Source organism: Shimia sp. (genome assembly GCF_049116215.1).
Lineage (GTDB): Bacteria > Pseudomonadota > Alphaproteobacteria > Rhodobacterales > Rhodobacteraceae > Shimia.
Genome location: NZ_JAGDZB010000001.1, coordinates 323385 through 348049, shown reverse-complemented (window position 1 = coordinate 348049; position 24665 = coordinate 323385). Strand labels below are relative to the sequence as shown.

Annotated in this window: 24 protein-coding genes; 14 read left to right on the top strand and 10 right to left on the bottom strand. The window is 58.8% G+C overall.

Features of this window, described 5'->3' with window-relative positions:
• Positions 1-122 precede the first annotated feature (122 nt).
• The 4 genes from JXR15_RS01720 (at position 123) to JXR15_RS01705 (ending at position 5180) form a co-directional block, all read left to right on the top strand.
• On the top strand, positions 123-734 hold the full coding sequence (locus tag JXR15_RS01720; protein WP_422051516.1) for an enoyl-CoA hydratase/isomerase family protein: 612 nt from the start codon (positions 123-125) through the stop codon (positions 732-734).
• 154 nt (positions 735-888) lie between these two features.
• The gene (gene dld / locus JXR15_RS01715; RefSeq protein ID WP_422051515.1) at positions 889-2571 is read left to right on the top strand and encodes a D-lactate dehydrogenase; all 1683 of its coding nucleotides are present in this window, start codon (positions 889-891) and stop codon (positions 2569-2571) included.
• Positions 2572-2712: 141 nt separating this feature from the next.
• Positions 2713-4026 carry a mechanosensitive ion channel family protein gene (locus JXR15_RS01710; RefSeq protein ID WP_422051514.1) on the top strand — a complete coding sequence of 438 codons (1314 nt, stop codon included), beginning with the start codon at positions 2713-2715 and terminating at the stop codon, positions 4024-4026.
• The gene (locus tag JXR15_RS01705; protein WP_422051513.1) at positions 4023-5180 is read left to right on the top strand and encodes a TIGR03862 family flavoprotein; all 1158 of its coding nucleotides are present in this window, start codon (positions 4023-4025) and stop codon (positions 5178-5180) included. The genes JXR15_RS01710 and JXR15_RS01705 overlap by 4 nt, the downstream gene beginning before the upstream one ends.
• A gap of 60 nt (positions 5181-5240) precedes the next feature.
• Here the strand turns inward: JXR15_RS01705 and JXR15_RS01700 are convergent, their stop codons facing one another.
• The 4 genes from JXR15_RS01700 to leuS form a co-directional block, all read right to left on the bottom strand.
• Entirely contained in the window at positions 5241-5831 is a 591-nt protein-coding gene (locus JXR15_RS01700) for a glutathione S-transferase family protein (protein WP_422051512.1), read from the bottom strand.
• Positions 5832-5918: 87 nt separating this feature from the next.
• The gene (gene holA / locus JXR15_RS01695) at positions 5919-6950 is read right to left on the bottom strand and encodes a DNA polymerase III subunit delta (protein WP_422051511.1); all 1032 of its coding nucleotides are present in this window, start codon (positions 6948-6950) and stop codon (positions 5919-5921) included.
• Complete coding sequence (gene lptE / locus JXR15_RS01690; RefSeq protein WP_422051510.1) at positions 6947-7453, bottom strand: LPS assembly lipoprotein LptE; 507 nt, start codon at positions 7451-7453, stop codon at positions 6947-6949. Before lptE ends, holA begins: the two co-directional genes overlap by 4 nt.
• Positions 7440-10016 carry a leucine--tRNA ligase gene (gene leuS, locus JXR15_RS01685; RefSeq protein ID WP_422051509.1) on the bottom strand — a complete coding sequence of 859 codons (2577 nt, stop codon included), beginning with the start codon at positions 10014-10016 and terminating at the stop codon, positions 7440-7442. The genes lptE and leuS overlap by 14 nt, the downstream gene beginning before the upstream one ends.
• 188 nt (positions 10017-10204) lie before the next feature.
• Here leuS and JXR15_RS01680 point away from each other — a divergent pair, with 188 nt between their 5' ends.
• Positions 10205-11467, top strand: a complete 1263-nt coding sequence (locus tag JXR15_RS01680) for a glycosyltransferase family 4 protein (RefSeq protein ID WP_422051508.1) — start codon at positions 10205-10207, stop codon at positions 11465-11467.
• A 55-nt stretch (positions 11468-11522) separates the two neighbouring features.
• On the opposite strand, the gene JXR15_RS01675 is transcribed toward JXR15_RS01680, so the two are convergent.
• The gene (locus JXR15_RS01675) at positions 11523-11999 is read right to left on the bottom strand and encodes a DUF3576 domain-containing protein (RefSeq protein WP_422051507.1); all 477 of its coding nucleotides are present in this window, start codon (positions 11997-11999) and stop codon (positions 11523-11525) included.
• A 311-nt stretch (positions 12000-12310) separates the two neighbouring features.
• Here JXR15_RS01675 and JXR15_RS01670 point away from each other — a divergent pair, with 311 nt between their 5' ends.
• Together JXR15_RS01670 and JXR15_RS01665 are read left to right on the top strand one after the other, a co-directional pair.
• Positions 12311-13231, top strand: a complete 921-nt coding sequence (locus JXR15_RS01670) for a porin (protein ID WP_422051506.1) — start codon at positions 12311-12313, stop codon at positions 13229-13231.
• A 107-nt stretch (positions 13232-13338) separates the two neighbouring features.
• Entirely contained in the window at positions 13339-13989 is a 651-nt protein-coding gene (locus tag JXR15_RS01665; RefSeq protein WP_422051505.1) for a YggS family pyridoxal phosphate-dependent enzyme, read from the top strand.
• Between the two features lie 62 nt (positions 13990-14051).
• On the opposite strand, the gene JXR15_RS01660 is transcribed toward JXR15_RS01665, so the two are convergent.
• Positions 14052-14546 carry a L,D-transpeptidase family protein gene (locus JXR15_RS01660; RefSeq protein WP_422051504.1) on the bottom strand — a complete coding sequence of 165 codons (495 nt, stop codon included), beginning with the start codon at positions 14544-14546 and terminating at the stop codon, positions 14052-14054.
• On the bottom strand, positions 14543-15634 hold the full coding sequence (gene ribA, locus JXR15_RS01655) for a GTP cyclohydrolase II (RefSeq protein WP_422051503.1): 1092 nt from the start codon (positions 15632-15634) through the stop codon (positions 14543-14545). Before ribA ends, JXR15_RS01660 begins: the two co-directional genes overlap by 4 nt.
• A gap of 163 nt (positions 15635-15797) precedes the next feature.
• Between ribA and JXR15_RS01650 the strand changes: the two genes are divergently transcribed.
• On the top strand, positions 15798-16484 hold the full coding sequence (locus JXR15_RS01650; protein WP_294116027.1) for a response regulator transcription factor: 687 nt from the start codon (positions 15798-15800) through the stop codon (positions 16482-16484).
• A 211-nt stretch (positions 16485-16695) separates the two neighbouring features.
• Here the strand turns inward: JXR15_RS01650 and JXR15_RS01645 are convergent, their stop codons facing one another.
• Entirely contained in the window at positions 16696-17343 is a 648-nt protein-coding gene (locus tag JXR15_RS01645) for a hypothetical protein (protein WP_422051502.1), read from the bottom strand.
• 211 nt (positions 17344-17554) lie between these two features.
• Here JXR15_RS01645 and xth point away from each other — a divergent pair, with 211 nt between their 5' ends.
• A complete protein-coding gene (gene xth / locus JXR15_RS01640; protein ID WP_422051501.1) occupies positions 17555-18343 on the top strand; it encodes an exodeoxyribonuclease III in 789 nt (262 codons plus the stop codon).
• Positions 18344-18349: 6 nt separating this feature from the next.
• Here xth and JXR15_RS01635 read toward each other — a convergent pair whose 3' ends face one another.
• Positions 18350-18868: a DUF6653 family protein gene (locus JXR15_RS01635; RefSeq protein ID WP_422051500.1), complete on the bottom strand. Its 519-nt coding sequence runs from the start codon at positions 18866-18868 to the stop codon at positions 18350-18352.
• A 75-nt stretch (positions 18869-18943) separates the two neighbouring features.
• Here JXR15_RS01635 and JXR15_RS01630 point away from each other — a divergent pair, with 75 nt between their 5' ends.
• The 3 genes from JXR15_RS01630 to JXR15_RS01620 are packed head-to-tail and all read left to right on the top strand — an operon-like array spanning position 18944 to position 20746.
• Positions 18944-19870 (top strand): tetratricopeptide repeat protein, encoded by a 927-nt coding sequence (locus tag JXR15_RS01630; RefSeq protein WP_422051499.1) that lies wholly within the window; start codon positions 18944-18946, stop codon positions 19868-19870.
• 40 nt (positions 19871-19910) lie between these two features.
• Positions 19911-20555, top strand: a complete 645-nt coding sequence (locus tag JXR15_RS01625; protein WP_422051498.1) for an LON peptidase substrate-binding domain-containing protein — start codon at positions 19911-19913, stop codon at positions 20553-20555.
• On the top strand, positions 20552-20746 hold the full coding sequence (locus JXR15_RS01620; RefSeq protein ID WP_422051497.1) for a Trm112 family protein: 195 nt from the start codon (positions 20552-20554) through the stop codon (positions 20744-20746). The genes JXR15_RS01625 and JXR15_RS01620 overlap by 4 nt, the downstream gene beginning before the upstream one ends.
• A 78-nt stretch (positions 20747-20824) precedes the next feature.
• On the opposite strand, the gene JXR15_RS01615 is transcribed toward JXR15_RS01620, so the two are convergent.
• Positions 20825-22039 carry an FAD-dependent oxidoreductase gene (locus tag JXR15_RS01615; protein ID WP_422051496.1) on the bottom strand — a complete coding sequence of 405 codons (1215 nt, stop codon included), beginning with the start codon at positions 22037-22039 and terminating at the stop codon, positions 20825-20827.
• 84 nt (positions 22040-22123) lie between these two features.
• Between JXR15_RS01615 and JXR15_RS01610 the strand changes: the two genes are divergently transcribed.
• Together JXR15_RS01610 and JXR15_RS01605 are read left to right on the top strand one after the other, a co-directional pair.
• The gene (locus JXR15_RS01610) at positions 22124-23458 is read left to right on the top strand and encodes an amidase (protein ID WP_422051495.1); all 1335 of its coding nucleotides are present in this window, start codon (positions 22124-22126) and stop codon (positions 23456-23458) included.
• A gap of 101 nt (positions 23459-23559) precedes the next feature.
• Positions 23560-24660, top strand: a complete 1101-nt coding sequence (locus JXR15_RS01605; RefSeq protein ID WP_422051494.1) for a THUMP domain-containing class I SAM-dependent RNA methyltransferase — start codon at positions 23560-23562, stop codon at positions 24658-24660.
• Positions 24661-24665: the final 5 nt, after the last annotated feature.

Sequence of the window (24665 nt, the reverse complement as noted above, 5' to 3'; positions counted from 1 at the left end):
CTCGCCATGTTCGCCTTACTTCAAGGGAAATCAAACATTCCAACAGGTTGCTTTCTGACGCGCGTCGGCAAAAAACAGCCTTCGGGCGGCAAATCCGGCCTATCGCGCAAAGTGAGACAGACATGATTGAGTTGACCAAAGACAACAGCGGCCTGTGGCTGGTGACCATCAACCGCCCTGAGAAAGCCAATTCTCTGACCGAAACCATGCTCACGGAGCTTGCCGAAATTGCTGAGTCCGCCCAAGAGGCCCGCGCGCTGATCCTCACCGGCACCGGCAAGGTTTTCTCCGCTGGCGCTGACCTGGACGAGGCCCGTGCAGGCCTGGCCACGAGCGCGGTTTGGGAGCGGTTGTCCGGCGCCGTTGCGGCGCTGCCCGGTCTGACCATCGCAGCCCTAAACGGCACTTTGGCGGGCGGTGCGAACGGCATGGCGTTGGCCTGTGACATCCGCATCGCCGCGCCACATGCCAAGTTTTTCTATCCGGTGATGAAGCTTGGATACTTGCCGCAACCTTCCGATCCGGCCCGCCTTGCCGCTTTGGTTGGGCCAGCCCGCGCCAAGCTTATGTTGATGGGAGGACAGAAACTCACAGCAGAGGAAGCGCGCACCTACGGTCTGATCGAACGTATCGTGCCCGCAGAGGATGTTGTCACTGTGGCGCAAGAGATCGCGGCGGACACGCTTGCGGCCAAACCGGAGATCGCTTCGGGTATTAAGCGGATGTGTCTGTGATACCCAAAACCCCTGATATATCAATTTGGTCACATTTCTAGACCAATTATCCTGCGCGCTTGACCCAACGGCACAGCTGTCGCAAACCGCACCCGCCGGTGCCATTGGCATGTGTCATCCACACCGGCAGATGTATTTACGGTGTGAGGGTCTCATGTGCGAAGATCACTTGATCGCGCAGCTGCGCAAAATTGTTGGCAAGCGTCACGTATTGACCGGCGCACGCCGCACGCAGCGTTTCCGCAAAGGCTTCCGCTCCGGTGAAGGCGACGCGCTCGCTGTGGTGCAGCCGGCGACGCTTCTGGAGCAATGGAAAGTGCTGCAAGCCTGTGTGGCGGCCGACAAAATTGTCATCATGCAGGCCGCCAACACCGGCCTGACCGAAGGCTCTACCCCCAAGGGCACCTATGACCGTGAGGTTGTGTTGATCAACACCCGCCGCATGGATGACATCCAACTCATCAAAGACGGCAAACAGGTAATTTCCTTCCCCGGCTCGACATTGTTCAAGCTGGAAAAGCTGCTCGCACCCATTGGCCGTCAACCACACTCGGTGATTGGTTCCTCCTGCATCGGCGCCTCTGTGGTGGGCGGTGTCTGCAACAACTCCGGCGGCGCGCTTGTGGAACGTGGTCCCAGCTACACGGAGCTCTCCGTCTTTGCGCAGATCACCGAGGCGGGCGAGCTGCAATTGGTCAACCATCTCGGCATTGACCTCGGCGCCTCGCCAGAGGAGATCCTGACCAATTTGCAATCCGGCGCTTTCACGCCAGAAGACATTCATGATGACAACCGCCGCGCCTCCGACACGGATTATGCCCGCCGCGTTCGGGATGTCGACGCCGACAGCCCGGCGCGGTTCAATGCCGACAAGTCCCGCCTCTACGAGGCCGCAGGCTGTGCAGGTAAACTTGCCGTCTTTGCCGTGCGCCTGGACACATATGCCAGGAACGATGCGGAAAAGACGTTTTATGTCGCGGCCTCCGACACAGCGGCATTGGGCACCCTGCGCCGTCGCATTCTGAAGGATTTCAAAACCCTGCCGGTCAGCGCCGAGTACCTGCATGAGGACGTGTTTGACCTCTCCGACGTCTACGGCAAAGACACCATGGTGATGATCGACAAACTGGGCACCGACCGTCTGCCCACCTTCTTTGCCCTCAAAGGCGCGGTCGACGCCCGCTTACAAAACGTGCCGGGTCTGACCCATTTCACCGACAAGTTCATGCAGTTTGCCGCCCGCCTCTGGCCAAATGTGGTGCCCAAACGCATGCGCGCCTTCCGCAAGGCGTATTCACACCATCTGATCCTGAAAATGCGGGACGGCGGCATCGACGAGGCGCGTGTGCTCCTGACTGAAATGACCACCAATGGCGCGCTTGATTTCTTTGAATGTGACGACCGCGAAGCCAAAATGGCCGGTCTCCTGCGTTTTGCCGCCGCAGGCGCCGCCGTGCGCTACATGAATGTGCACAGTGCAGAGGTCGAGGACATCATCGCACTCGACATCGCCCTGCGCCGCAATGATGAAGATTGGTTTGAAACCCTGCCCAAGAAGATCACCGATCAACTGGTCAGCAAGCTCTACTACGGGCACTTTATGTGCCATGTGCTGCATCAGGACTATATTGTGAAAAAGGGATGTGACCCCAAGGCGCTCAAATTGGCAATGCTGGAGATCCTCGATCAACGCGGTGCGGAATATCCGGCTGAACACAACGTTGGCCACCTTTATGCGGCGAAGCCAGACCTCGCGGCCTTCTACAAATCTGTCGACCCGACCAACAGCTTGAACCCCGGCATTGGAAAAATGTCACGCAAGAAGCATTACCAATAAGGCGCGCCATAGGGTTTTGCACAGCTTGGCCATGCGAGAATGCGCAAACACACAGCATTTTCCCCGCGTTTTTGATTGAGTTACCAAAGCCCGCAAGGCAAGAGGTTATCCCAACCCTCAAAGTCAGTAAGCGGACGCATTATGGACGGCACAGCCTTTCTCAACTCAGCTCTCGAACAAGTCGACCGCCTGTGGGGCATTGGTCAAGGCTGGCTATTGAGCCCCGCCGCCTGGTCGCAATTTGGCCTGCTGCTGGTGGCCTACCTTGCCGCGCTTTATGCCAGCCGTAAGCTGCACCCGCTGCTGGATCGCTGGCTCACGCCGCCAGAGGGGCAGGACAGCTACATTGCCCGTGCCCGCCGCTTTGTGTCGATGTTCCTACCGCTGCTGTTGCCGCTTCTGGCTTATGTCTTTATCGGCATTGGCGAAAACGTGACTCGCTCGTTGTTCGGCTCTGGCGCAGTCATTGCTTTTGGTAAACGGGTGTTCCTGTTCCTCGCCGTGCGCATTCTGGTCAAGGAAATCATCGCTGATCCTGTGATGAAGGTGCTCGGCCGCTACCTGCTTGTGCCTATTGCAGGCCTTTACGCGCTGGGCATTTTGGATGAGGTCATGGCCTATCTGGACGCCACAGTCGTTCCACTGGGCAACCTCTCCTTCTCGGTACTGTTTGCCATCCGCTTTGTTGTGGTGGCGAGCGCGATCTTCTGGCTTGGCCGCTGGTCCAACGAGCAATCCAGTCAGTTCATCAAGAAACAGGACGAGATGCGCCCGGCCATGCGCGAGCTCATCGCCAAAACCCTAGAAATCGGCATCTTTGGTGTCGCCTTCCTGCTGGTGATGAACATCATGGGCATCAACCTCACCTCCCTCGCGGTGCTCACTGGTGTGATTGGTGTGGGCCTTGGTTTTGGCCTGCAAAAGATTGCCTCCAACTTCATTTCCGGTGTGATCCTGTTGCTCGAAGGCCAGGCCACTGTGGGCGACTATGTCGAACTGGACGGCGGCGAGGCTGGCACCATCATCAAAATGACCGCTCGCGCCACCATTCTGGAAACCTACGATGGCCGCTGGATTGTGGTGCCCAATGAGGATTTCATCACCACCCGCGTGGTGAACTACTCTGACAGCGGCTCTGCAAACCGCTACGAGGCACCGTTTTCCGTCAGCTACGATACCGACATCAACAAAGTGCCGGACATCATCGAAGCGGCTGTAGCCAAACACCCGGGCGTGCTCAACGACCCGTTCCCACCTGATTGCGAGCTGCGCGGCTTTGGCGACAACGGTGTGGATTTTGCCGTCGAGTTCTGGGTCGAAGGCATCGATGATGGGCGCAACAAATTTACCTCTGACGTGCTTTTCCTGATCTGGAACGCGCTCAAGGACGAAGGCATCACCATCCCGTATCCACAGCGTGTGGTGGAGCTCAAAACGCCTCTGCCAACCACGTGAGTGATGCGCTGATCATAGGTGCTGGCCCCGCCGGTCTCATGGCCGCCGATGTAATCTCCGCGGCGGGCCATTCCGTTGTGGTGGCCGAGGCCAAACCTTCGGTCGCGCGCAAGCTGCTGATGGCAGGCAAATCCGGCCTCAACCTGACCAAAGATGAGCCGTTTGAGACCTTCCTGAGCCACTATCACGAGGCCGCCCCCGCCTTGCGTCCAATGCTGGAGGCCTTTGGCCCCAAGGAGGTCGCCGCCTGGGCCGAAGACCTGGGGCAGGAGATGTTCACGGGGTCATCTGGGCGTGTCTTTCCCAAAGTCATGAAAGCGTCACCGCTTCTTCGGGCCTGGCTCTCACGGTTATCAGACCAGGGCGTAGAGATCCGCACCCGCTGGCGCTGGACGGGCGGCAACTTCCGTTTCGACGCACCGACCGGCCAACAAGAGATCAGCCCCAAGGTCTGTGTCTTGGCCTGTGGCGGTGCCAGCTGGGCGCGCCTTGGCTCCGATGGCGCTTGGGCTGACTGGCTGAACGCACCGCTCGCCCCCTTCAAACCCGCCAACATGGGCTTTGAAGTAGATTGGTCTCCCCACATGGCCCGTCACTTCGGCACGCCGATCAAAAATGTGACACTAACCGCCGGCGATACCTCCCTGCGCGCAGAGTTTGTCATCTCCGAACGAGGCCTCGAAGGTGGCGGCATCTACGCGGTCTCCCGCCCTATGCGCGAAGGCGCGGCGCTCCAACTCGACCTGCTGCCAGACATGAGCTTGGAAGACATCCGCACCCGCCTGTCCCGCCCCAAAGGCAAAATGAGCCGCGCCAACTTCCTGCGCAAAGCCCTCAGGCTCTCGCAGGAAAAACAGGCCTTGCTGATGGAGTTTGGCCAGCCGCTCCCTGGTGATCTGGCGCCACTTATCAAAGCCCTGCCAATCACCCACACGGGCCCACGTCCCATGGATGAAGCGATCAGCACCGCAGGCGGCCTGCGTTTCGACGCACTGGACAACACCCTCATGCTCAAAGACCACCCAGGCACCTTTGCGGCAGGTGAAATGCTGGATTGGGAGGCCCCCACCGGCGGTTACCTCCTCACCGCCTGCCTTGCCACAGGGCGTTGGGCAGGTGCGAGCGCGTGCGATTGGCTTGCGCAGCGCCCTTAACATTCACTGACAACAAATATCCCGGGGTGAATTGGCCGCAGGCCAAGAGGGGCTGGCCCCTTATTTTTTCTTTGGCAGCAGCCGCTGAAACGCCTCACGTCCGCGCGTGACCTTGATGTAGCCAAGCAGATCTTCATTGTCGGTTGGAAAGCCCTCAAACTTTGCCCAAGTCGCGCAATGGGTCAGAATGATATCCGGCACGGTCATCTCTTCCCCCATCAGATAGGTCCCCTGCCGACGGCGCAGCACGTTCTTCAAGCCCCGGCTGTACTCCCACATCAGGGTCTCTTTTACGGCAGGCACTTTGCGCTCTTCGGGCAGGATGAAGTTGTGGCGGCTTGCGGTCCACAATCCAGCTTCCACTTCATCCAGGATCTGTTGTGTGAAACTGTCCTGATGCGCCCGCTCAATGGTGCCAGCCGGGTAGGTCAGCGCGCCATGTTTGTCCGCCAGATAGGTCAGGATCGCGGTGCTGTCGATGATCGCCGCGTCGCCGTCTTTCAGGATCGGAATTTTGCCAGAAGGGTTGAGCGCACTCACCACCTCGGAATGCGGCTTTTCCGGCGACAGTGTGTAAGGCTGGCCCAGTTCTTCCAACATCCACACCACGCGAAACGCGCGGCTGGTCGGGCTTCCGATCACTTCATACATGGCATCCTCCCTGCTCATAGAGGGGAGACTGCCTGTCGAGCACTTCTGAAACAAGCGTCTCCTGCCGTCGTGACGCCTCGTCGCGTTTTACCGCCCGCGCTGGCCCAGCATCGCCAACCGTAAGAAAAGCCGCTCCACCAGCGCCATCTCCGGCGCGCGTTGCCCGGCAGACCGCAACTGCAAGTCGGTGTCGGTCAGGCCGGTCAGAGCCTGTTCCAGCTTCGGCGCGCCCCAGCTTGAGGCCTGCCGCACCATACGGTCTCGACGTGGGCCAAAAATCGGCGGCCGCATCCGGGCAATGCCCGCTGCCGCCCCGCCGGGATCCGCCGCCGCGCCATACAGCGCCCGGAAATGCCGCGTGGCCGAGATGATCAGCAAAACAGGGTTCACCCCCTGCGCTTCAAGCTTGCGCAATACGGGGCCAATCTCCCGCGCGCGGCCTTCCGCGACGATGTTCAGAATATCATCCAACGCGGCCTCGGTGGACACGGGCGCACAGGCCGCCACATCCTCAGAGGTCACCGGCAGGTCGTCTTTGAACTTATAAAGCGCCAACTTTTCACAGGTCTGCCGGAAATCGCCGGGGTCCAACTCGCGCGCCAGATTGAACAGGTCGGTCATCGCCTCATGCTCAACATTGCTTAGGCCCGCAGCCTTCAGATCAGCTTCGATCTCTTCTCGGCTGGGCGGATCGTTGTAAATCCCCACGGCATAGGCATTGCGATGGGTCTCAAACGCCTTGCGCATCTTGGAGCTGGCTTTGAGCTGCCCGGCTGTCACAACGATCTGCGCATCGCCCGCGGCCCAATCTTCCAGCGCACTCAGAATCGCCGGCGCCCCGGCGTCGGTGGCGCCTTCGACAAACACCACGCGCGATCCGGGGAAGAAGCTCACCTCTTTGATGGCATCCAGCACGGCGGCCTTGTCTTTGCGCAAATCCGCCCCGGGAATGCGCGTCAGCCGCATTTCCTCTTCGCCTTGTGGGCCAATCAAAGCGGCAATCACCTCTTGGCGCTTCAGCGCCACACGCATCGCATCCGGCCCGTAAATCAACAGGCCCGTGCGATCTGCTTCGGGGTTTCCAAAATATCGGTTGGCGTCACGCGCAGAAAGCTTCATGCCGCCTCAGACACCGCATAGGCCTGCAGATCGACCACAATCCGATCCGCCAGAATCACCATCAACCGCTCATAGGCGTCGTCTTTTGCGGCCAATTCGGACACGGTGCTGCCGCTGGCGGAATAGCTGGTGAAGCTTGCCACTTTGCCAGTGGTGCGCACCTCTTTGTCGTCCATCCCACGCAGGGCATAGGTGACGGAGCCGGTCACATCATAGCGGTTGGTCACTTGTGCGGAGGTCCGGCCGACGCCACGCTCATCCAGATGCAGCGCCAAGGACAAGCCAAATTGCGGCGCGCCTACCGGCTGCCCCAAACGGTTCTCCAACTCGCGCACCAACAGGTAACTCTCGCTGGCCTTGGGCTCATCCACCAACACATTGTTGAGCAGCATCGAGGCCGCCCCGTCTGTGCCGTAGACAGGCTCAAATCCACAGCCGCTGAGGGAGGCTCCCCCCAATGCGGCTGCAGACAACAAAAAGAAACGGCGGTTAAACGACGACATTCACAATCCGACCGGGGACAACAATCATCTTCTTGGGCTGGGCCCCATCCAGCGCACGCTGCACAGCTTCATGCGCCAGCGCCAGCTTTTCAACCTCTTCTTTTGGCATGTCTTTGGCCACGGTGATTTCACCACGCCGTTTGCCGTTGATCTGGATCGGCAAGGTCACGTTGGCCTCGACCAGCATCGCCTCATCGGCCACGGGCCAGGCTGCGTTTACAACCATGCCTTCGCCGCCCTGATGCGCCCAGATGTCTTCCGCGAGGTGCGGCGTCATTGGTGACATCAGCTGTGCCAATGTCATGATCGCTTCGCGTTTGGCAGCTTTGCCCGCCTTGGATTTGGCGATGGTGCTGGTGAAGGCGTACAGTTTCGCGATGGACGCGTTGAAGCCAAAGCTCTCCACACCCAGCGTCACATCGCGGATCGCCTTATGCGTTTCACGCAGCAGCTCGTCGTCACCCTGACCTTTGGCGCCGTCATCCATCTCGCCAATCTTGTCACAGAGGTTCCAAACACGGGTCAAGTGTTTGTAAGCCGCTTCCGCACCGGAGGCGGTCCATTCCACATCGCGCTCGGGCGGGCTATCAGACAGCACAAACCAGCGCGCGGTGTCGGCGCCAAAGGCGGTGATGATGTCGACGGGGTCCACCACGTTGTTTTTGGACTTGGACATCTTGGCAGAGGGAATGACCTCTACCTTTTCGCCGGTCTCTTTCACAAAGGTGCCACCGTCCCGTTCTTCCACTTCTGCAGGGTAGTGATAGATCGCGCGGCCGTTTTCATCGGTGCGCTCCGCGTTCTTGTAAATCGCATGAGTCACCATGCCCTGCGTGAACAGCGCGTCAAACGGCTCTTTTGCGCTTTCTGGCAGGTGGCCACAGATGTGCATCGCTCGCGCAAAGAAACGCGAATAGAGCAGGTGCAGAATCGCATGCTCAATGCCGCCGATATACTGATCGACGTTCATCCAATACGCCGCATCTTCGGCCACGGTTGGTGTGTCTGCCTTAGGTGCAGTGAAGCGAGCAAAGTACCAGGAACTGTCCACAAAGGTGTCCATGGTGTCGGTTTCCCGCTTCGCAGGCGCACCACAGTTCGGGCAGGAACAATCGCGCCAGCTTGGGTGACGGTCGAGCGGGTTGCCCGGTACAGAGAAATCAATTGCCTTGCCGTCCTCATCGTAAGGCAGCGCAATTGGCAGGTTCTCTTTCTTCTCCGGCACCACGCCGCAGTCTTCACAATGCACCACCGGAATCGGGCAGCCCCAATAACGCTGGCGGCTCAGACCCCAGTCGCGCAGGCGGAAGTTGGTCACGCCTTTGCCCCAACCTGCCTTCTCGGCAAAATCGATGGTCACATCGATGGCTTCCTGACCGGTGGCCTCATCCAGACCGGCAAAATGGTTTTGCCACTTCACCTTCTCTTCTTTGCCCGGCACAAACGCGGTGTTTTCCACCGGTGTCTCGTCGCCAATGGCAAAGAAAGTGTCCACAACCGGCAGGTCATACTTGCGGCAGAAGTCCAGATCGCGCTGGTCATGCGCCGGGCAGGCAAAAATCGCGCCGGTGCCGTAGTCCATCAAAATGAAGTTCGCGATCCAAACCGGCAGCTCCCACTCCGGGTTCAGCGGGTGTTTGACGCGAAGGCCAGTGTCATAGCCCAGTTTTTCACCGGTCTCGATGGCCTCTTCCGTGGTGCCACCTTTGCGGCACTCCGCCACAAACGCCGCGACCTCAGGATTTGCTGCTTCTAATTCTTTGGCAATTGGGTGATCTGGCGAAATACCCACAAAAGACGCGCCCATCAACGTGTCGGGGCGAGTCGTATAGACTGTAATGTCTTCGCCGCCATCGGTGCGCTCAAAGCCAAACTCTAAGCCGCGCGACTTGCCGATCCAGTTCTCCTGCATCAGCCGCACTTTCGCAGGCCAGTTGTCCAACCCGTCCAGTGCGGTCAGCAATTCGTCGGAGTAATCAGAAATCTTGAAGAACCACTGCGTCAGCTCGCGCCGTTCCACCAGCGCACCAGAGCGCCAACCGCGGCCGTTTTCGACCTGCTCATTTGCAAGCACGGTCATGTCGACCGGGTCCCAGTTCACCACCGCGTTCTTACGATAGACGAGACCTTTCTCAAGGAAATCAAGGAACAACGCCTGCTGCTGCCCGTAGTAATCCTCGTCACAGGTGGCAAACATGCGCGACCAATCCAGTGACAGGCCCAGCGGCTTCATCTGCTCAACCATTGTGTCGATGTTGGAGTAGGTCCAATCCTTCGGGTGACCACCCGACGCCATCGCCGCGTTTTCCGCTGGCATGCCAAAGGCGTCAAAGCCCATCGGGTGCAGCACATTGTGTCCGGTGGAGATTTTGTAGCGCGCAATCACGTCGCCCATGGTGTAATTGCGCACGTGGCCCATGTGCAGCTTGCCGGACGGGTAGGGGAACATCTCCAGCACGTAATACTTGGGCTTGCTCTCATCTCGAACGGCCTTGAAGGTCTCGGTCTTGGCCCAGGCGTCCTGCCAGCGGGCTTCAATCTCTGCGGGGCTATAGCGCGACATGCGGTGGCACCTTTTCATCTATTCGTGTCAGCCACCTCAAAAGCGTGGCGCGGGTTGCGCAAGGTGATAGGCCGCCCGCGCGCCTTGGTCCAGTCACAAGCGCCGCAATTTGACCTATCACGTGGCTTACCATGGCCTATTTTCGCGCTATACACCTCTAACAAGACTATTTGAGACAGGTTGTTGGCGTGAAAATCCTCTTCATTCACCAGAATTTCCCCGGACAGTTCAAACATCTGGCCCCCGAATTGGTTGCGCGCGGCCATGACGTGCGCTCAATCACCCTGCGAGCCAAGCAACGCGGCACCTGGCAGGGGGTGGAGCTCTACCCCTATCAAATCAAACGCAAACCGGCGCAGGGCTTGCATCCGTGGATGGTGGATTTCGAAACCAAAGTCCTACGCGCCGAAGCTTGTTACGCCGCCGCGCGCAATCTGCGGGATCAGGAAGGCTACACGCCGGATGTGATTGTCGCCCATCCGGGCTGGGGCGAGTCGATGTTCTTGCGCGATCTCTGGCCGACCGCGCGGATCGGTCTTTATTGCGAGCTTTATTACGCGCTCAAAGACACCGACACGCATTTTGATCCGGAGTTTCCCAAGCGCAGCGCCGACACTGATTCCATTCGCCTGCGTCTCAAAAATCTCAACAACATGATGCATCACCAGTCTGCTGACTTGGGCATCAGCCCGACTCAGTTTCAGGCCGACACCTTTCCGCCGGAATACAAAGACATCATCAGCGTGATTCACGACGGTATCGACACCGAGGTGGTGAAACCGAATCCTGATGCCTCCCTGACCTTGGAAGATGGCACAGTTCTGTCTCGTGAGGATGAGGTCATCACCTTTGTGAATCGCAACCTGGAGCCGTACCGAGGCTATCACATCTTTATGCGCGCGCTGCCGGAGCTGCTCAAACAGCGGCCCAATGCCCGTGTTCTCATCGTGGGCGGTGATGATGTGAGCTATGGCGCGGCCCCGCCCAAGGGCCAAACCTGGAAGCAAATCTATATTGATGAAGTGCGTGGTCAAATCCCGACCCCCAATTGGGAACGGGTACATTTCCTTGGCAAAGTGCCCTACGATCAATTCCTCTCCATGCTGCAAATCAGCAAAGCACACGTCTATTTGACCTATCCCTTTGTGCTGAGCTGGTCCTTGATGGAAGCCATGGCCATCGGCGCGCCGATTGTGGCGAGCGACACCGCACCTGTGACCGAAGTCATCACCCATGGGGAAACCGGCCGCCTGTTCCCTTTCTTTGAAGGCGAACGCATGGTCAAAGAAATCTGCACTGTCCTCGATGATCCAGACATGTGCGCGGACATGGCAAACGCTTCCCGCGCCTATGCGGTGGAAAACTATGACCTACAAAGTTGCTGCTTGCCCAAGCAGCTGGAGTGGATTCAGAAGCTGCACGACATGCCCCCCGGCGCCCTGCGCAGCTGACTCAAAAAAGCCGCAGTCCCAAGACTGCGGCTTTTCGTAATTTGTGTACGTCAGATCAAATCTTGCGATCGGCAATCCGGATTTGCCGTGCCCGCGTGAGAATCGCATCTTCCACCGCGCGCGCTGTGCTTTCTGGCACCGCGCGTCCGCCGCTGGATTGCAGCGCCACATTCAAAGAGCGCGCATCCAGAGACGAATCGCGGATGTAAATGGTCGCGCGGTAAGACCGTCCACCGCCGGGCGGGGTGCCATAGCCAGTGGAAATCACACCGCTAAAGGGATCCACTGTCTGAATCGGCAAGAAGTCCAGAACTTCCATCGAGGCCGCCCAGAGGTATTTGTTCACCCGAACGGTCTCATCTGAATTGTCCGGACCAAAGATGTCCCAGATGGTTTCACGCTCCTGGCTGTATTCGGTGGTGCGGCCGTCTCCCAAGAGACCTGTCGGGTTTTTGTCCCTATTGCCACATGCACTGACACTCAGCACAGCAACAAGCGCGGCCAGAAGGGCGGGGCGACGGTATAGTTCCATAAAACTGCCTCAAGACGTGGTTTGTACCCGTCCTAGCCAACCGTCACGCGTTGGGCAAGAGTCTTACGCCTTATATAGGGGAGACCACATGGCGCAGTGAAATCACCCAAGCCTGCGTATTGGTTAATGTATCGGCGGTTTTTTGCTTGGGAAAACCAACTGTGGCATGTCTGCACCACGTCTGGTCATCTTCTCTTAAAGCTTCGCGCCGTGCTTGCCAAAACACCCCCAAAAGAGCGAGAGACTACGGCATACCCAATCAGGGATTCTCCGGGTTGGGCGCATGAATTGGAAATCCGAGGGAAAAAATCATGAAAAAGATTCTCTTCGCATCGACTGCACTCGTTGCTACCGCTGGCGTTGCAGCCGCTGAACTGACCTGGTCCGGCTCCGGCCGTTTGGGTGTTGTGTACACCGAAGGCGCGTCCCAAGAGACCGTTCTGGATCACCGCTTCCGTCTGACCGTAAACGGCGTGACCGAAACTGACGGTGGCGTTAAGTTCGAAGGCCGTATTCGTTGGCAGGCTGACGATGGCATCTCTGGCGGCAACGTAAACGGCGCCGGCGCAACCGGCGGCGCAGGCGGCGCAGGCTTCGCAGTATCCACCGGCGGTCTCCGTGTTGACGTTGGTCACGTTTCCGACGTGTTCGACTCCGGCGACGTTGTGTCTTGGGGTGGTAACGGCGTTGGCTACACTGGTTTCCTGGACCAGGCAGCGAACTTCACTGGCTTTGACAAAAAAGGCTTCGGCAACGGCGCGGCTGCTTCGCAGACCATCAAAGCTCTGTACACCATCTCTGACTTCACTGTGAACGCATCCTACACTCTGAATGACACCACCATCGCAGGTGCTGACGAGTCTTGGCAGATCGGTGCTGGCTACAACTTCGGTGCACACCGCGTTGGTGCCATGTACGGCGACGACAAAGCGTCCGGCAAGCAGTGGGCAATCGGTGCTGACGGTTCCTTCGGTGACTTCTCCTACGCCGCTCTGGTTGGTGACAACGACACTGTGAACAAAACCATGTACGGTCTGTCCGGTGCATACGCTGTATCCGCAGCTGGCTCCATCACTGGCTACGTTTCCGGTGGCGGTCTGGCAGCTAACGACACCTCCTATGGTATCGGCTACTCCCACTCCCTGGGTGGCGGTGTGTCTCTGGCAACCGGCGTTGCCAAAGCACCAGGTGGCAACACCATCGCAGACGCTGGTGTGACCTTCAGCTTCTAATAGCTGAAAGACACCAAGTCTTTTGGGGCGGGCTCGCAAGAGCCTGCCCCTTTCTTTTTGTGCAAAACCATGATTGTTGCAGGGCAGTACCAACAAGAGGCCTGTCCATGTCGCTCTCCGAAATTCAAAGCCGCATTGCCAAAGCTGAAGCCGCCGCCGGGCGTGCCTCTGGCGACACAAAACTGATCGCCGTTAGCAAGCGGCAACCCGATGATGTGGTGGAGGCGGTCCTGACACAGGGCCACCGCCTATTTGGCGAAAATCAGGTGCAGGAAGCGGCTGGCAAATGGCCTACCTTCCGCGAGACCTACCCGGATGCGAAAGTTCACTTGCTAGGTCCCCTGCAAACCAACAAAGCCCGTCAGGCTCTAGGCCTGTTTGATGCCATTCATTCGCTTGACCGTCCAAAACTGGCCAACACGCTGGCCCGCATTGCGCAGGAAGAGGGCAAATGTCCCGACCTCTTCATTCAGGTCAACACAGGCGAAGAAGAACAGAAATCCGGCGTGCTTTTGGCGGATGTCGATGGTTTTGTCACCGAATGCCGTGCACTGGATTTGCCAGTTGTCGGATTGATGTGCATCCCACCAGCAAACGAAGAACCTTCGTTGCACTTTGCATTGCTTGCCAAACTGGCGGCGCGCAACGGACTCACTGGCCTGTCCATGGGGATGAGCGGCGACTATGAACGTGCCGTTGCCTTGGGAGCCACTCACGTGCGTGTTGGCTCTGCGATTTTTGGCGCGCGCGACACCTAAACCTTTGCGCTCGCTTGCACGCAGGGACGCCTCCGGCGGGGATATTTAAGGCAAGAAGAAGCCTAAGGCACGATGATCCGCGTGCCGGGGCGGGCATGACGGGCGATCCAGTGCATATGCGGGCGGGCGAAGGCGATGCATCCCTCGGTCGGATAGCCCGGCCGCCGCCATTGATGCAGAAAAATTGCCGACCCGCGACCAGGCTGCGCCAGCGGCCAATTCCAATCGGTGAGCAGGATCACATCATACAGCGGATCCGCCCGTCGCAGTTTTTCATGGCTCGGACCATATGGCGCGCGCACCAGCTGATTGTAATCCGGATCCTCGCTGGCATCCGACCACAGATCATCTTTGCCAATGGCCGTCGCCCAAGGCGCAGGCATCGCCACCCGGTCCGCGCGATAGAGCAGGCCGGTAATCTGATGCACGTCCACTGGTGTTGCGCCATCGCCCTCACGTTTGTCCTGCCGGATACCCCCTTTGCCAATGCTGCATGGGAAATGCCGTCCCCTAAAGCGCACCCCGCGTGGAGTCAGAACCAGATCATTGGGCGTCACAGCATGTGTCCCGACTTCTGCGCTTTGGTGGCCAAATAGGCCTGATTGTGGGCGTTCTCGCCCACCTTCAGCGCCACCCGCTCTGTCACGGCCACGCCGGCTTTTTCCATCATCGCAATCTTGCGGGGGTTGTTGGTCAGCAGCCGCACGGAGGAAAATCCCATCTCTTGAAGGATCTTTGCCCCAATCCGGAAATCGCGCTCGTCGTCTTCAAAGCCCAAACGGTGGTTGGCTTCAACCGTGTCAAACCCCTGATCTTGCAGCGAATACGCCCGCATTTTGTTGGCCAGGCCAATGCCGCGCCCTTCTTGGTTGAGGTACAGCAACACACCGCTGCCTTCCGCGCCCATAAAGCCCAGGGCGGCGTGTAACTGCGGCCCGCAATCACATTTCAGACTGCCCAGCACATCGCCGGTAAAACAGGCCGAATGCAATCGCGCCAAAACCGGTGCCTCGCGATCCGGACGGCCAATTTCAATGGCATAATGCTCCGCCCCGCCGTCCTCTGGCCGAAAAATGTGCAGCCGGCCTGCTTCCGCAGCTGACATCGGTAAACGTGCATGCACCACCGGATGCAGAGGGCTGGTCGCGGCCAGATGAGGCGCCGCCAGCGAAGACGGGATCACTGTCAGCCCATGCTCAAGTGCAAAGCTGCCGGCTTCAAACAGCTCCAACGTCAATGCGGCGGGCAGCAACTGCGCTGACTTAACCAGCTTCACCGCCGCGCGATGCAAATCCGCATTTCCCGTGCGCGCTGTGGCCAAAGGCCCTTTCATCGGCGTGTTCAAATCATCTTCCGGGCTGACAATGCCTTTGATCCACCGCAGATCAGCCTCTGCAGGCAGCGCCACCCTGGCGAGATCACCATCATAAGCCCGCGCCTTCAGTGTCTCTGCGCGTCGCGCGGTCAGGGTAAGGTCGGGCGTGGCCCCAAGGGCCCGCACATCCGCCAACCGCTCCGCGGTCAGTGTTTCTGCAGCCAGCACCAACAAAGGCGCGCCGTCACCCGTGAGCACAATTGGCACACCCATGCGCAGATCCGCCCGCGCACGGGCCAGTCGCTCAATAATGTCGGGGGCAAAACTCATTGGAACCTCTGTCTTCAGCCAACCCCATGTAGCCTCTTCTGCAGCAATATGAAACATTTGGTGGTGTTGAAACACGAGGGCGTGAGCAGATTGCAGCAATTCTTGTTCTGATCGTGAACTCACCTCACATGGCTACCAAGCAACGCATAACGGAGAGACGCACATGGCACAGTTGAAAAAGATCCTGCTGGTAGATGACGACGAAGATCTGCGCGAGGCGCTTTCTGAGCAGCTTGTGATGACCGAGGATTTCGACGTGTTTGAGGCTGGCAACGGTGCCGAGGCCATGGGCCGCGTGAAAGAAGGTCTTTATGACATCATCATCCTCGATGTGGGCTTGCCGGACACAGATGGGCGCGAGCTTTGCCGCCTGATGCGCAAGCAGGGCGTGAAAAGCCCAATCCTGATGCTGACCGGCCATGACAGCGACGCGGATACGATTCTGGGGCTTGATTCGGGCGCCAACGACTATGTGACCAAGCCTTTTAAGTTTCCCGTCCTGCTTGCGCGGATTCGCGCGCAACTACGCCAGCACGAGCAGTCTGAAGACGCGGTTTTCCAGCTTGGGCCATATACATTCAAGCCCTCCATGAAGCTGTTGATCCGCGAAGATGAGAGCAAGGTTCGGCTGACCGAAAAAGAGACAAACATCCTGAAGTTTCTCTATCGTGCCACCGAAGGTGTTGTGGCACGGGATGTGTTGCTCCACGAGGTCTGGGGGTACAACGCCGGTGTCACCACCCACACGCTGGAGACTCACATCTATCGCCTGCGTCAGAAGATCGAGCCTGATCCCTCCAACGCCCGCCTGTTGATCACCGAGAGCGGTGGCTACCGCCTGGTGGCATAATCTTGCCGATTTCTCCGTGCCGCCCTTTGGAAACGGCGCGGAGATACTAAATATGTTACGTTGATGTGGATCAAAGAAATATTTGTGACACATCTTTTACAAAGACCTAAGAGTTCCCGCGCATGTCCGGGTTATGACATGAACCTCCCTGTTGGACTGGCCCGGGCTTCGGCTCGGGCCCTTTTTTGTGTTGAGGGGGGGACCTGAGGACCTATCCGCAGGAGAAGTTGAAACGCGACAACGCGCCATCGGCGGCTGGGCCAAGATAGCTCACGCTTACCCAGCGGTCCGCAACATCTAAGCGTAAGGTCTGTCCTGCGATTTTATTAGCCCCGTTCTGCTCACCATCCTTGGACAGTGTCAGATACACATGTCCAGATATGTTGGAGCGGGTCAGGGCGAAGCTGAAACGGCTGTCACACAGCGTCACGCCACCTTCAAACGGCAGGATGAAATCCGCCTGCGCACTGACACCCAAATTTCTCAACTCCCGAGTTTTTACGTCAGCGAGTTTGGGGGCGAACTGATCCGCTTGGTGGGCAAATTGAGAAACGGAGGGTTTCAACGCCTCCAACTCGTTCAAAATGGCCTGCGCGGTGTCTTCAAATGCGGCGGTGTCGGCGGGATCCAGTTTATTCAGATAGGCTTCAATTGTAGTGGTGCGAGCATTAATTTCTTCGCGCAATTCCTGCGCTTCGATCTGATATGAATCTGGCCAAATTTTATCGCGCACGAGGTCCAACCCCAGTGTGGCGCCCCAGCCCAACACAAAAAATGCCAGGCTGGTGGTCAGCGACAGCCAGGGGTTCTCTTGTGTTAGGTTGCGGATTTTCGACAGGAAGTGCGTCAGCTTTGCCAAGCGGGGGGGCTTTGGTTTTTGAGGAGGCCTCTGTGGCGTGATATCATGCGGTGTATCGGGCACGGAATTCACCTTTTAAAAAACTTATTTTACTCGTGGCGGGTTTCAAATGGGCATTGTTTATGTCAGCCAATCAGTGTTTTGATGTGAGGCTGACTGGGGATCGACAAGAATCCTGTCGCCCTAAAACCGTGTAACAAGAGGATGACATATGTCTTTCACCCTTGCCACCTGGAACATCAACTCGGTGCGCCTGCGCGAGCCAATTGTGCTCAAGCTCATGCAAGAGGAGGCGCCGGACGTGTTGTGCCTGCAGGAATGCAAAAGCCCGGTGGACAAAATCCCAACCGAGGCATTCGCTGAACTGGGTTACACCCACATGGTGGCGCGGGGCCAAAAGGGTTACAACGGCGTGGCGATCTTCTCCAAAATTCCAATGGTCGAAGCGGGCAGCGAAGACTTCGCGGATCTCGGTCATGCCCGCCATATCGCGGGCACGCTGGAAAACGGTGTCACGGTGCACAACTTCTATGTCCCCGCCGGTGGCGACGTGCCGGACCGCGAAAAGAACGAGAAATTTGGCCAAAAGCTCGATTACCTAGCCGAAATGCGGGATTGGTTCCGCAAAGAGCAGGTCAAAAAATCAATCCTCGTGGGCGATCTCAACATTGCGCCGCGCGAAGATGACGTTTGGGACCACAAGAAACTTCTGAAAGTGGTCAGCCACACGCCGATCGAAGTCGAGAAGCTGGCCGAAACCCAGGAGGCTGGCGGCTGGGTCGACATCACCCGTCAGGACATCCCTGAGGGCAATCTCTACAGCTGGTGGTCCTATCGCGCCCGCGATTGGGATGCGGCGGACAAAGGCCGCCGCCTAGATCATGTCTGGGCCACCGGTGACATCTCCAACGCCGGCCATTCCAGCCGTGTGTTGCGCGACGCTCGTGGCTGGGAAAAGCCGTCGGATCACGCGCCGGTGTTTGCAACTTTTGATCTGTAAGACAGATTACCGCGCCCACGCCGCGTAGTCGGGGTGGGCGTCTTTCATGTCTTGGTAGAGCCAGACCATCCGGTCCACAAACCACAGTTTGCCACCAATCATCAGGCTCAGGCCAAACAGCGTCATACCAAGATCAATCTGCCAAAGCCCCCAGACCCAAGGCACCATGCCAACGCCGGAAACCACGCCAAGCGCTATGGCCCACCGTGTATGATGGGACGGAATTGGAAGCACTTTGCGGTTGAGAAACACCCGCTCGCCAAAGGTGCCATGGGCGGCCCAGCTGTTGGTGGTGCTTGGCAGGGCAAAAGCGCGCGGGTTCCACCAGGTCCACATAATCACCAGACCAGTGGGCAGCAGCGCCCCCCAGCCAAGCCAGACCCGCGAAAACACCGCCAGCGTCATCAACGGCAAAATCGACATACGCGAATACACACTGAGCGGGTTTGAATGCCGCGCCCATGCGGCCTCATCCATGGCCATCATGCGCTCTGAAAGGGCAAATATGTCCCATTTTGCTGCCATGTCTGGCCAACTCCTCTCTTGGTTTCTGTCCCGCTCCCCTCCATATAGGGGGCAAGTTCCAGACGGAGAACAATGATGATGGATATTCTTGGCGGAGGCGCCCCAGCTGCGCCCGCAACAGGCGATTTGATCAAAGACGTGCCAGAGGCCACCTTTATGGCGGAGGTTGTGGATGCCTCCATGACCGTGCCGGTGATTGTGGATTTCTGGGCGCCTTGGTGTGGCCCGTGCAAAACCCTCGGCCCTGCGCTTGAGGCGGCCGTGACAGCCGCTGGCGGTGCTGTGAAAATGGCCAAGATCAACGTCGACGAAAATCAGGGCATTGCCGGCCAAATGCGCGTGCAGTCGATCCCAACGGTTTATGCCTTCTGGCAAGGCCAGCCGGTGGATGGCTTCCAAGGCGCATTGCCAGGCAGTGAAATTGACGCCTTTGTGGCCCGCGTGATTGAAGCTGCTGGCGGCGAAGTGCCGGATGGTGGCCTGGCGGATGCCTTGGTGGCGGCTGAAGAAATGCTGACCGAAGGCGACGCGGAATCCGCTGCGGAGACTTTTGCAGCGATTGCTGAGCAAGATCCTGAAAATGCCGAAGCCTTTGCCGGTCTGGCGCGCTCCTATCTGGCTTTGGAACAGGTGGATGAAGCCGAATCGGTGATCAACGGCGTGCCAGAGGCCATTTCTGCGGCAGCGGAAATTGAAGCTGTACGCGCACAAATTGAACTGGCCCGCCAGGCGGAGAATGCCGGTCCCGTGGCCGAGCTGCGCGCCGCTGTGGACGCCGATCCGGACAACCATCAGGCGCGCCTGGACCTGGCGCAGGCACTACATGGCGCGGACCAGGTCGAGGACGCCGTGAATGAGCTTCTGGAACTGTTCCGCCGGGATCGTGAATGGAACGACGGTGCGGCCAAAGCGCAGCTCTTCACCATCTTTGAGGCGCTTAAGCCTAATGATCCGGTGGTTCTGAACGGCCGTCGCAAGCTCAGCTCGATGATCTTTGTCTGATCCGCTTTGCGGATTGGGCAATCCAGAGTAGGCTTTTGGCATGATCAAAGCCGCTGACTTACCGGACACATTGTCTGTGTTTCCCTTGCCCGGGGCGCTGTTGTTGCCCCGGTCTCGCTTGCCGCTGCATATCTTTGAGCCACGCTATCTGGCGATGCTGGATGATGCGCTGAAAACCAGCGAGCGGCTGATTGGCATGGTGCAACCCAACGAGGTGCCGGGCCGCGATGCCAAGGGATTGCACACCATTGGTTGTGTTGGCCGCATCACGCAGTTTTCCGAAACCGGCGACAATCGATATTTGATCACGTTAACCGGGGTGTCCCGATTCCGGGTTCAGCAAGAGGTGGAGGGTTTCACACCCTATCGTCGGTGTCAGGTCAGTTGGGACGGCTTTGCCCATGACCTTGGCCCCACCGAACAGGACGCGGGCTTTCAACGCCCGGCTTTTATGGATCTGCTGAAGCGATTTTTTGAGCACCTTGACCTGTCAACGGATTGGGAAACGCTCAAAGACGCAGACGACGAATTGTTGATCAATTCGCTGTCGATGTTGTTGGAGTTTACGGCGGAAGACAAACAGGCCTTGCTGGAGGCGCCGTCTTTGTCCACACGTCGGGAAACCCTTGTCACGCTATTGGAATTTGCGCTGCGTGGCGGCGCTGGAGAGGACTTTATGCAATGAATGCCCACACCACACCCGGACCAAATTTTGACCGTCGCATGTTGGAGTCACTGATCTGCCCACAGACACGCACCCGTTTGGAGTATGATGCGGCGCGTCAGGAGCTGGTATCCAAAGCCGCCAATCTGGCGTTTCCGATCCGCGAAGGCATTCCGGTGATGCTGATCGACGAAGCCCGCGTGCTGGAGTGATTGTGGCGGGGGAGGGGGCTAGCCCCCTCTTGGCTGCGCCAAGTCACCCCCAGAGTATTTTAAGAATGAGAAAGCGCTTTAGCGCATCAGCTTGGGCAGCTCGCCATTGAGCCCCGCCGCCTCACGCATAAAGGTCCGGCGCAAACCGGGCATCGCGCCGACCAACCCCATACCCACATCGCGCGCGGCGCGCAGCAGCGGATTGTTGTTGGAAAACAGTTTGTTGGTCAAGTCGGTGGCCGCCACCAATGTGGCCGTGTCAAACCGTCGCCATTCCTGATAGCGCGCCAGCACCAGCTCAGAGGCAACGTCTTCGCCCCGTTGCTGTGCCTCGGTCAGGATCTGTGCCAGCGCCGCCACATCGCGCAGACCCGCATTGAGGCCTTGCCCCGCAATCGGGTGCATCCCGTGGGCCGCATCGCCCACCAGTGCCACACGTTCGGCAATGAAGTCGTTGGCCACCGACAGGCTCAAAGGGTAGGTGAAGCGGTTGCCGGTGAGTTCGATCTCGCCCAGGAAATCGCCAAAGCGCGGGCGCAGCACCGCCATGTAGTCTTCGTCGGGCAGCGCATGGATCGCTGTGGCGTTCTCATCGGTTTCGGACCAGACAATCGAGCACATATTGCCCGGCAGCGGCAGGATCGCCAAGGGGCCCGGCGGCATGAAAAACTGATGTGCCACGCCATTGTGCGGCAGTTCGTGCTTGATGGCGCAGACTAAAGCCGTTTGTCCATAGCCCCATCCGGTGCGTTTGATGCCCGCACGTTTGCCCACCCCGGTTTGCCGACCGTCACAGCCAACCAGCAGTTTGGCACGGTGTTTGCGGCCGTCGCTGAACGTAGCGGTCACGCCGGCGACATCCATGGTTTGATCGGTAACAGAGGTGCCCGAGATCAAGGTGATGCGTGGCTCGGCCTCCATCGCCTCCAAAAAGGCGCGGTACAGGAACCGGTCTTCGAGCATAAATCCCATCGGGCCTTCTTCGATCTCGGTGTGATCAAAATGCAAGAAAAACGGTGCCGGCCCTTCGCCCGCGCGGCCATCGGACACTTTGATGTCGCACATCGGCTCGGACTGGTCCGCCACCTTGTCCCACACGCCAATCGCCGCCAGCAGTCGTTTGGAGGCCAATGCCAGCGCATAGCCGCGCCCGTCAAAGTTGCTGCCTGCCCGTGCGGGCGCAGGACGCGCGTCCACCACGGTCACGTCAAAGCCGGCCTGCGCCAGCGCCAAAGCCAAGGCGGGGCCGTTGAGACCGCCGCCGGCAATCAGGATATCGCTATCAAATGTCATGACGCCAATATGGGCGTCGCTTCGGGATTGTCCATGCGCGATTGCGCCGCTACCGTCGCCTTCAAAGAGAAAGTGGAGAGCAGAATGTTGGATTGGCTGGAGAAAAGCGCGGCAGACCTGGGGCGGGGTATTGAGAGCGGCGCAATTGACCCTGTGGCGCTGACCCAAGCCTTTCTGGGCGCGATTGATGGCCATGACGCGCGGGATCGGATTTATGCGAAGGTGACAGCCGAACGTGCCTTGGCCGAAGCCGAAGCCGCCGCTGAACGGGCCCGCGCAGGCCAACGTCTGTCGCCGTTGGATGGTGTGCCGGTCAGCTGGAAAGACCTGTTTGACACAGCTGGCATCGCCACGGAGGCCGGCTCGGCTTTGCTCAAAGACCGCGTGCCGACACGTGACGCCGAAGTGCTGCGCAACGCCACTGCTGCGGGCCTGATCTGTCTGGGCAAAACCCATATGAGCGAACTGGCGTTTTCCGGCATTGGCCTCAACCCGATCACCGCCACACCGCCCTGCGTGAACGATCCCGGTGCGGTGCCTGGCGGGTCTTCTTCCGGTGCGGCGGCCTCTGTGGCTTTTGGGCTGGCGGCGGCGGGCATTGGCTCTGACACCGGCGGCTCCGTGCGTATTCCAGCCGCCTGGAACGATTTGGTGGGTCTCAAAACCACCGCAGGCCGCGTGTCCTGCGAAGGCACCGTGCCGCTCTGTCGCAAGTTTGACACTGTCGGCCCGCTGACCCGCACGGTGGAAGATGCGGCGCTGCTCTTGGGCATTCTGGAAGGCAAACCTGCGCCGGATCTGCGCGGCGCCACGCTGAAAGGCACCCGTATGGCGGTGCTCGAAACCGTGGCGCTGGATAAGGTGCGCGAAGCCCCTCTGGCAGGGTTCGAACGCACGCTGCATCGCCTGCGCGAAGCGGGTGCGGAGCTGGAGTTCCTCAAGGCTGAGGAGATTGCGGAGGCCATGGCCTTGTCCGGTCCGCTCTATACCGCCGAAGCCTATGGCGAATGGCAGGCGGTGATCGAGGCCGCGCCGGATAAGATGTTTACCCCGATTTTGGAACGCTTCCGGGCCGGTGCGACCTTCAGCGGGCCGGACTATGTCGCCGCCTGGCACAAACTCGATGCGCATCGCGCCACCTGGAACGCGCGCATTGCCGGCTATGACGCCGTGCTGTTGCCGACCGCGCCGATTTTACCGCCCAACATCGAGCGGCTGATGCACGATCAAGACTACTACGTGACCGAAAACCTGCTTGCTTTGCGCAACACCCGTATTGGCAACCTGATGGGTTCTGCGGCCATCACCTTGCCAACCGGCGTGCCAAGCTGTGGCCTGATGATGCTGGGACAGGGTGGGGCAGAGGAGCGTCTTCTGCGTTTGGCAGCGGCAGCAGAACCCCTGTTTGGCATCCCGTAAAAGGGGCCAGCCCCTCACTTGCGCCTTGCGCAAGAACACCCCGGGGTATTTAGGGACTGTGAAACCTGAGGCGGCACATCGCTTTGGTGATGGAGAGCGATATGCGCAAGTTTGAGATTTTTGTTGTCACCGCGCCGGGGTTGGAAAAGCCTCTGGCGGCAGAGATCACCGAAGCTGGGTTCAAAAAGCCCAAGATGATGCCGGGTGGCGTGCGCTTTCGTGGCAATTGGCAGGACGTCTGGCGTGCCAACCTGTGTCTGCGTGGCGCGGTGCGGGTGCTGGCGCGGATCGGCAATTTCCAATGTATGCATCTTAATCTGCTGGAGCGCCAAATTGGTGAGATGTCCTGGACGCCTTACCTGCGGTCTGATGTGCCGGTGAAGGTTGAGGTGGTGACGCAAAAGTCCAAGATCTACCACGCCGGCGCAGCCAAGGAGCGCATTGAGAAAGGTCTGGTCGCCGCCGTGGGCGTGCCGATTTCCAATGAAGCTGACGTGGTGCTCAAGGTGCGTATCGACAACAACATGCTGACCTTCTCGCTCGATACGTCGGGCGAAAGCCTGCACAAACGTGGCCATAAACCTGCTGTGGCCAAAGCGCCGATGCGGGAAAACATGGCAGCGCTGTTCCTGCGCCAGATGGGCTATGACGGCAGCCAGTCGGTCTATGACCCGATGTGTGGCTCCGGTACCTTTGTGATTGAAGCGGCGGAAATGGCCTCTGGCCTCCTGCCGGGGCGCTCCCGTAGGTTTGCCTTTGAGCAGCTGGCCAGTTTTGATGGCGAAGCCTTTGCCGCACTGAAAACAGAGAACACACAAGTGCCACAGGGACAGTTTTTCGGCTCCGACAAAGATGCGGGTGCCATCCGGATGTCACTTGAGAATGCGGACCGCGCTGGCGTGGCGGATATCTGCAGCTTTGAACAAAAAAGCGCAGGTGAGATCACGCCTCCGGACGGCCCGCCCGGCATTGTGATTGTGAACCCGCCGTATGGCGCGCGCCTTGGTGACAAAAAGGGGTTGTTCGCTTTGCACGCCAGCTTGGGCAAAGCCCTCTCTGCACAGTTCTCCGGTTGGAAGGTTGGCATAATTACCACGGACGCCGGCCTGGCCAAAGCCACCAACTTGCCGCTTGAGACCCGATTTGCCACGGTGGCGCATGGTGGTTTGAAAGTGTGCCTCTATACCTGTGAGGTGCCGTAGCACAG

Coding starts and splice junctions, on each gene's coding strand:
- JXR15_RS01720 (WP_422051516.1), top strand. CDS start 123: ATGATTGAGTTGACCAAAGACAACAGCGGCCTGTGGCTGGTGACCATC.
- JXR15_RS01650 (WP_294116027.1), top strand. CDS start 15,798: ATGGCACAGTTGAAAAAGATCCTGCTGGTAGATGACGACGAAGATCTG.
- JXR15_RS01670 (WP_422051506.1), top strand. CDS start 12,311: ATGAAAAAGATTCTCTTCGCATCGACTGCACTCGTTGCTACCGCTGGC.
- JXR15_RS01610 (WP_422051495.1), top strand. CDS start 22,124: ATGTTGGATTGGCTGGAGAAAAGCGCGGCAGACCTGGGGCGGGGTATT.
- JXR15_RS01625 (WP_422051498.1), top strand. CDS start 19,911: ATGATCAAAGCCGCTGACTTACCGGACACATTGTCTGTGTTTCCCTTG.
- xth (WP_422051501.1), top strand. CDS start 17,555: ATGTCTTTCACCCTTGCCACCTGGAACATCAACTCGGTGCGCCTGCGC.
- JXR15_RS01635 (WP_422051500.1), bottom strand. CDS start 18,868: ATGGCAGCAAAATGGGACATATTTGCCCTTTCAGAGCGCATGATGGCC.
- holA (WP_422051511.1), bottom strand. CDS start 6,950: ATGAAGCTTTCTGCGCGTGACGCCAACCGATATTTTGGAAACCCCGAA.
- JXR15_RS01675 (WP_422051507.1), bottom strand. CDS start 11,999: ATGGAACTATACCGTCGCCCCGCCCTTCTGGCCGCGCTTGTTGCTGTG.
- leuS (WP_422051509.1), bottom strand. CDS start 10,016: ATGTCGCGCTATAGCCCCGCAGAGATTGAAGCCCGCTGGCAGGACGCC.
- JXR15_RS01710 (WP_422051514.1), top strand. CDS start 2,713: ATGGACGGCACAGCCTTTCTCAACTCAGCTCTCGAACAAGTCGACCGC.
- JXR15_RS01700 (WP_422051512.1), bottom strand. CDS start 5,831: ATGTATGAAGTGATCGGAAGCCCGACCAGCCGCGCGTTTCGCGTGGTG.
- JXR15_RS01665 (WP_422051505.1), top strand. CDS start 13,339: ATGTCGCTCTCCGAAATTCAAAGCCGCATTGCCAAAGCTGAAGCCGCC.
- JXR15_RS01615 (WP_422051496.1), bottom strand. CDS start 22,039: ATGACATTTGATAGCGATATCCTGATTGCCGGCGGCGGTCTCAACGGC.
- ribA (WP_422051503.1), bottom strand. CDS start 15,634: ATGAGTTTTGCCCCCGACATTATTGAGCGACTGGCCCGTGCGCGGGCG.
- JXR15_RS01605 (WP_422051494.1), top strand. CDS start 23,560: ATGCGCAAGTTTGAGATTTTTGTTGTCACCGCGCCGGGGTTGGAAAAG.
- lptE (WP_422051510.1), bottom strand. CDS start 7,453: ATGTCGTCGTTTAACCGCCGTTTCTTTTTGTTGTCTGCAGCCGCATTG.
- JXR15_RS01620 (WP_422051497.1), top strand. CDS start 20,552: ATGAATGCCCACACCACACCCGGACCAAATTTTGACCGTCGCATGTTG.
- JXR15_RS01630 (WP_422051499.1), top strand. CDS start 18,944: ATGATGGATATTCTTGGCGGAGGCGCCCCAGCTGCGCCCGCAACAGGC.
- dld (WP_422051515.1), top strand. CDS start 889: ATGTGCGAAGATCACTTGATCGCGCAGCTGCGCAAAATTGTTGGCAAG.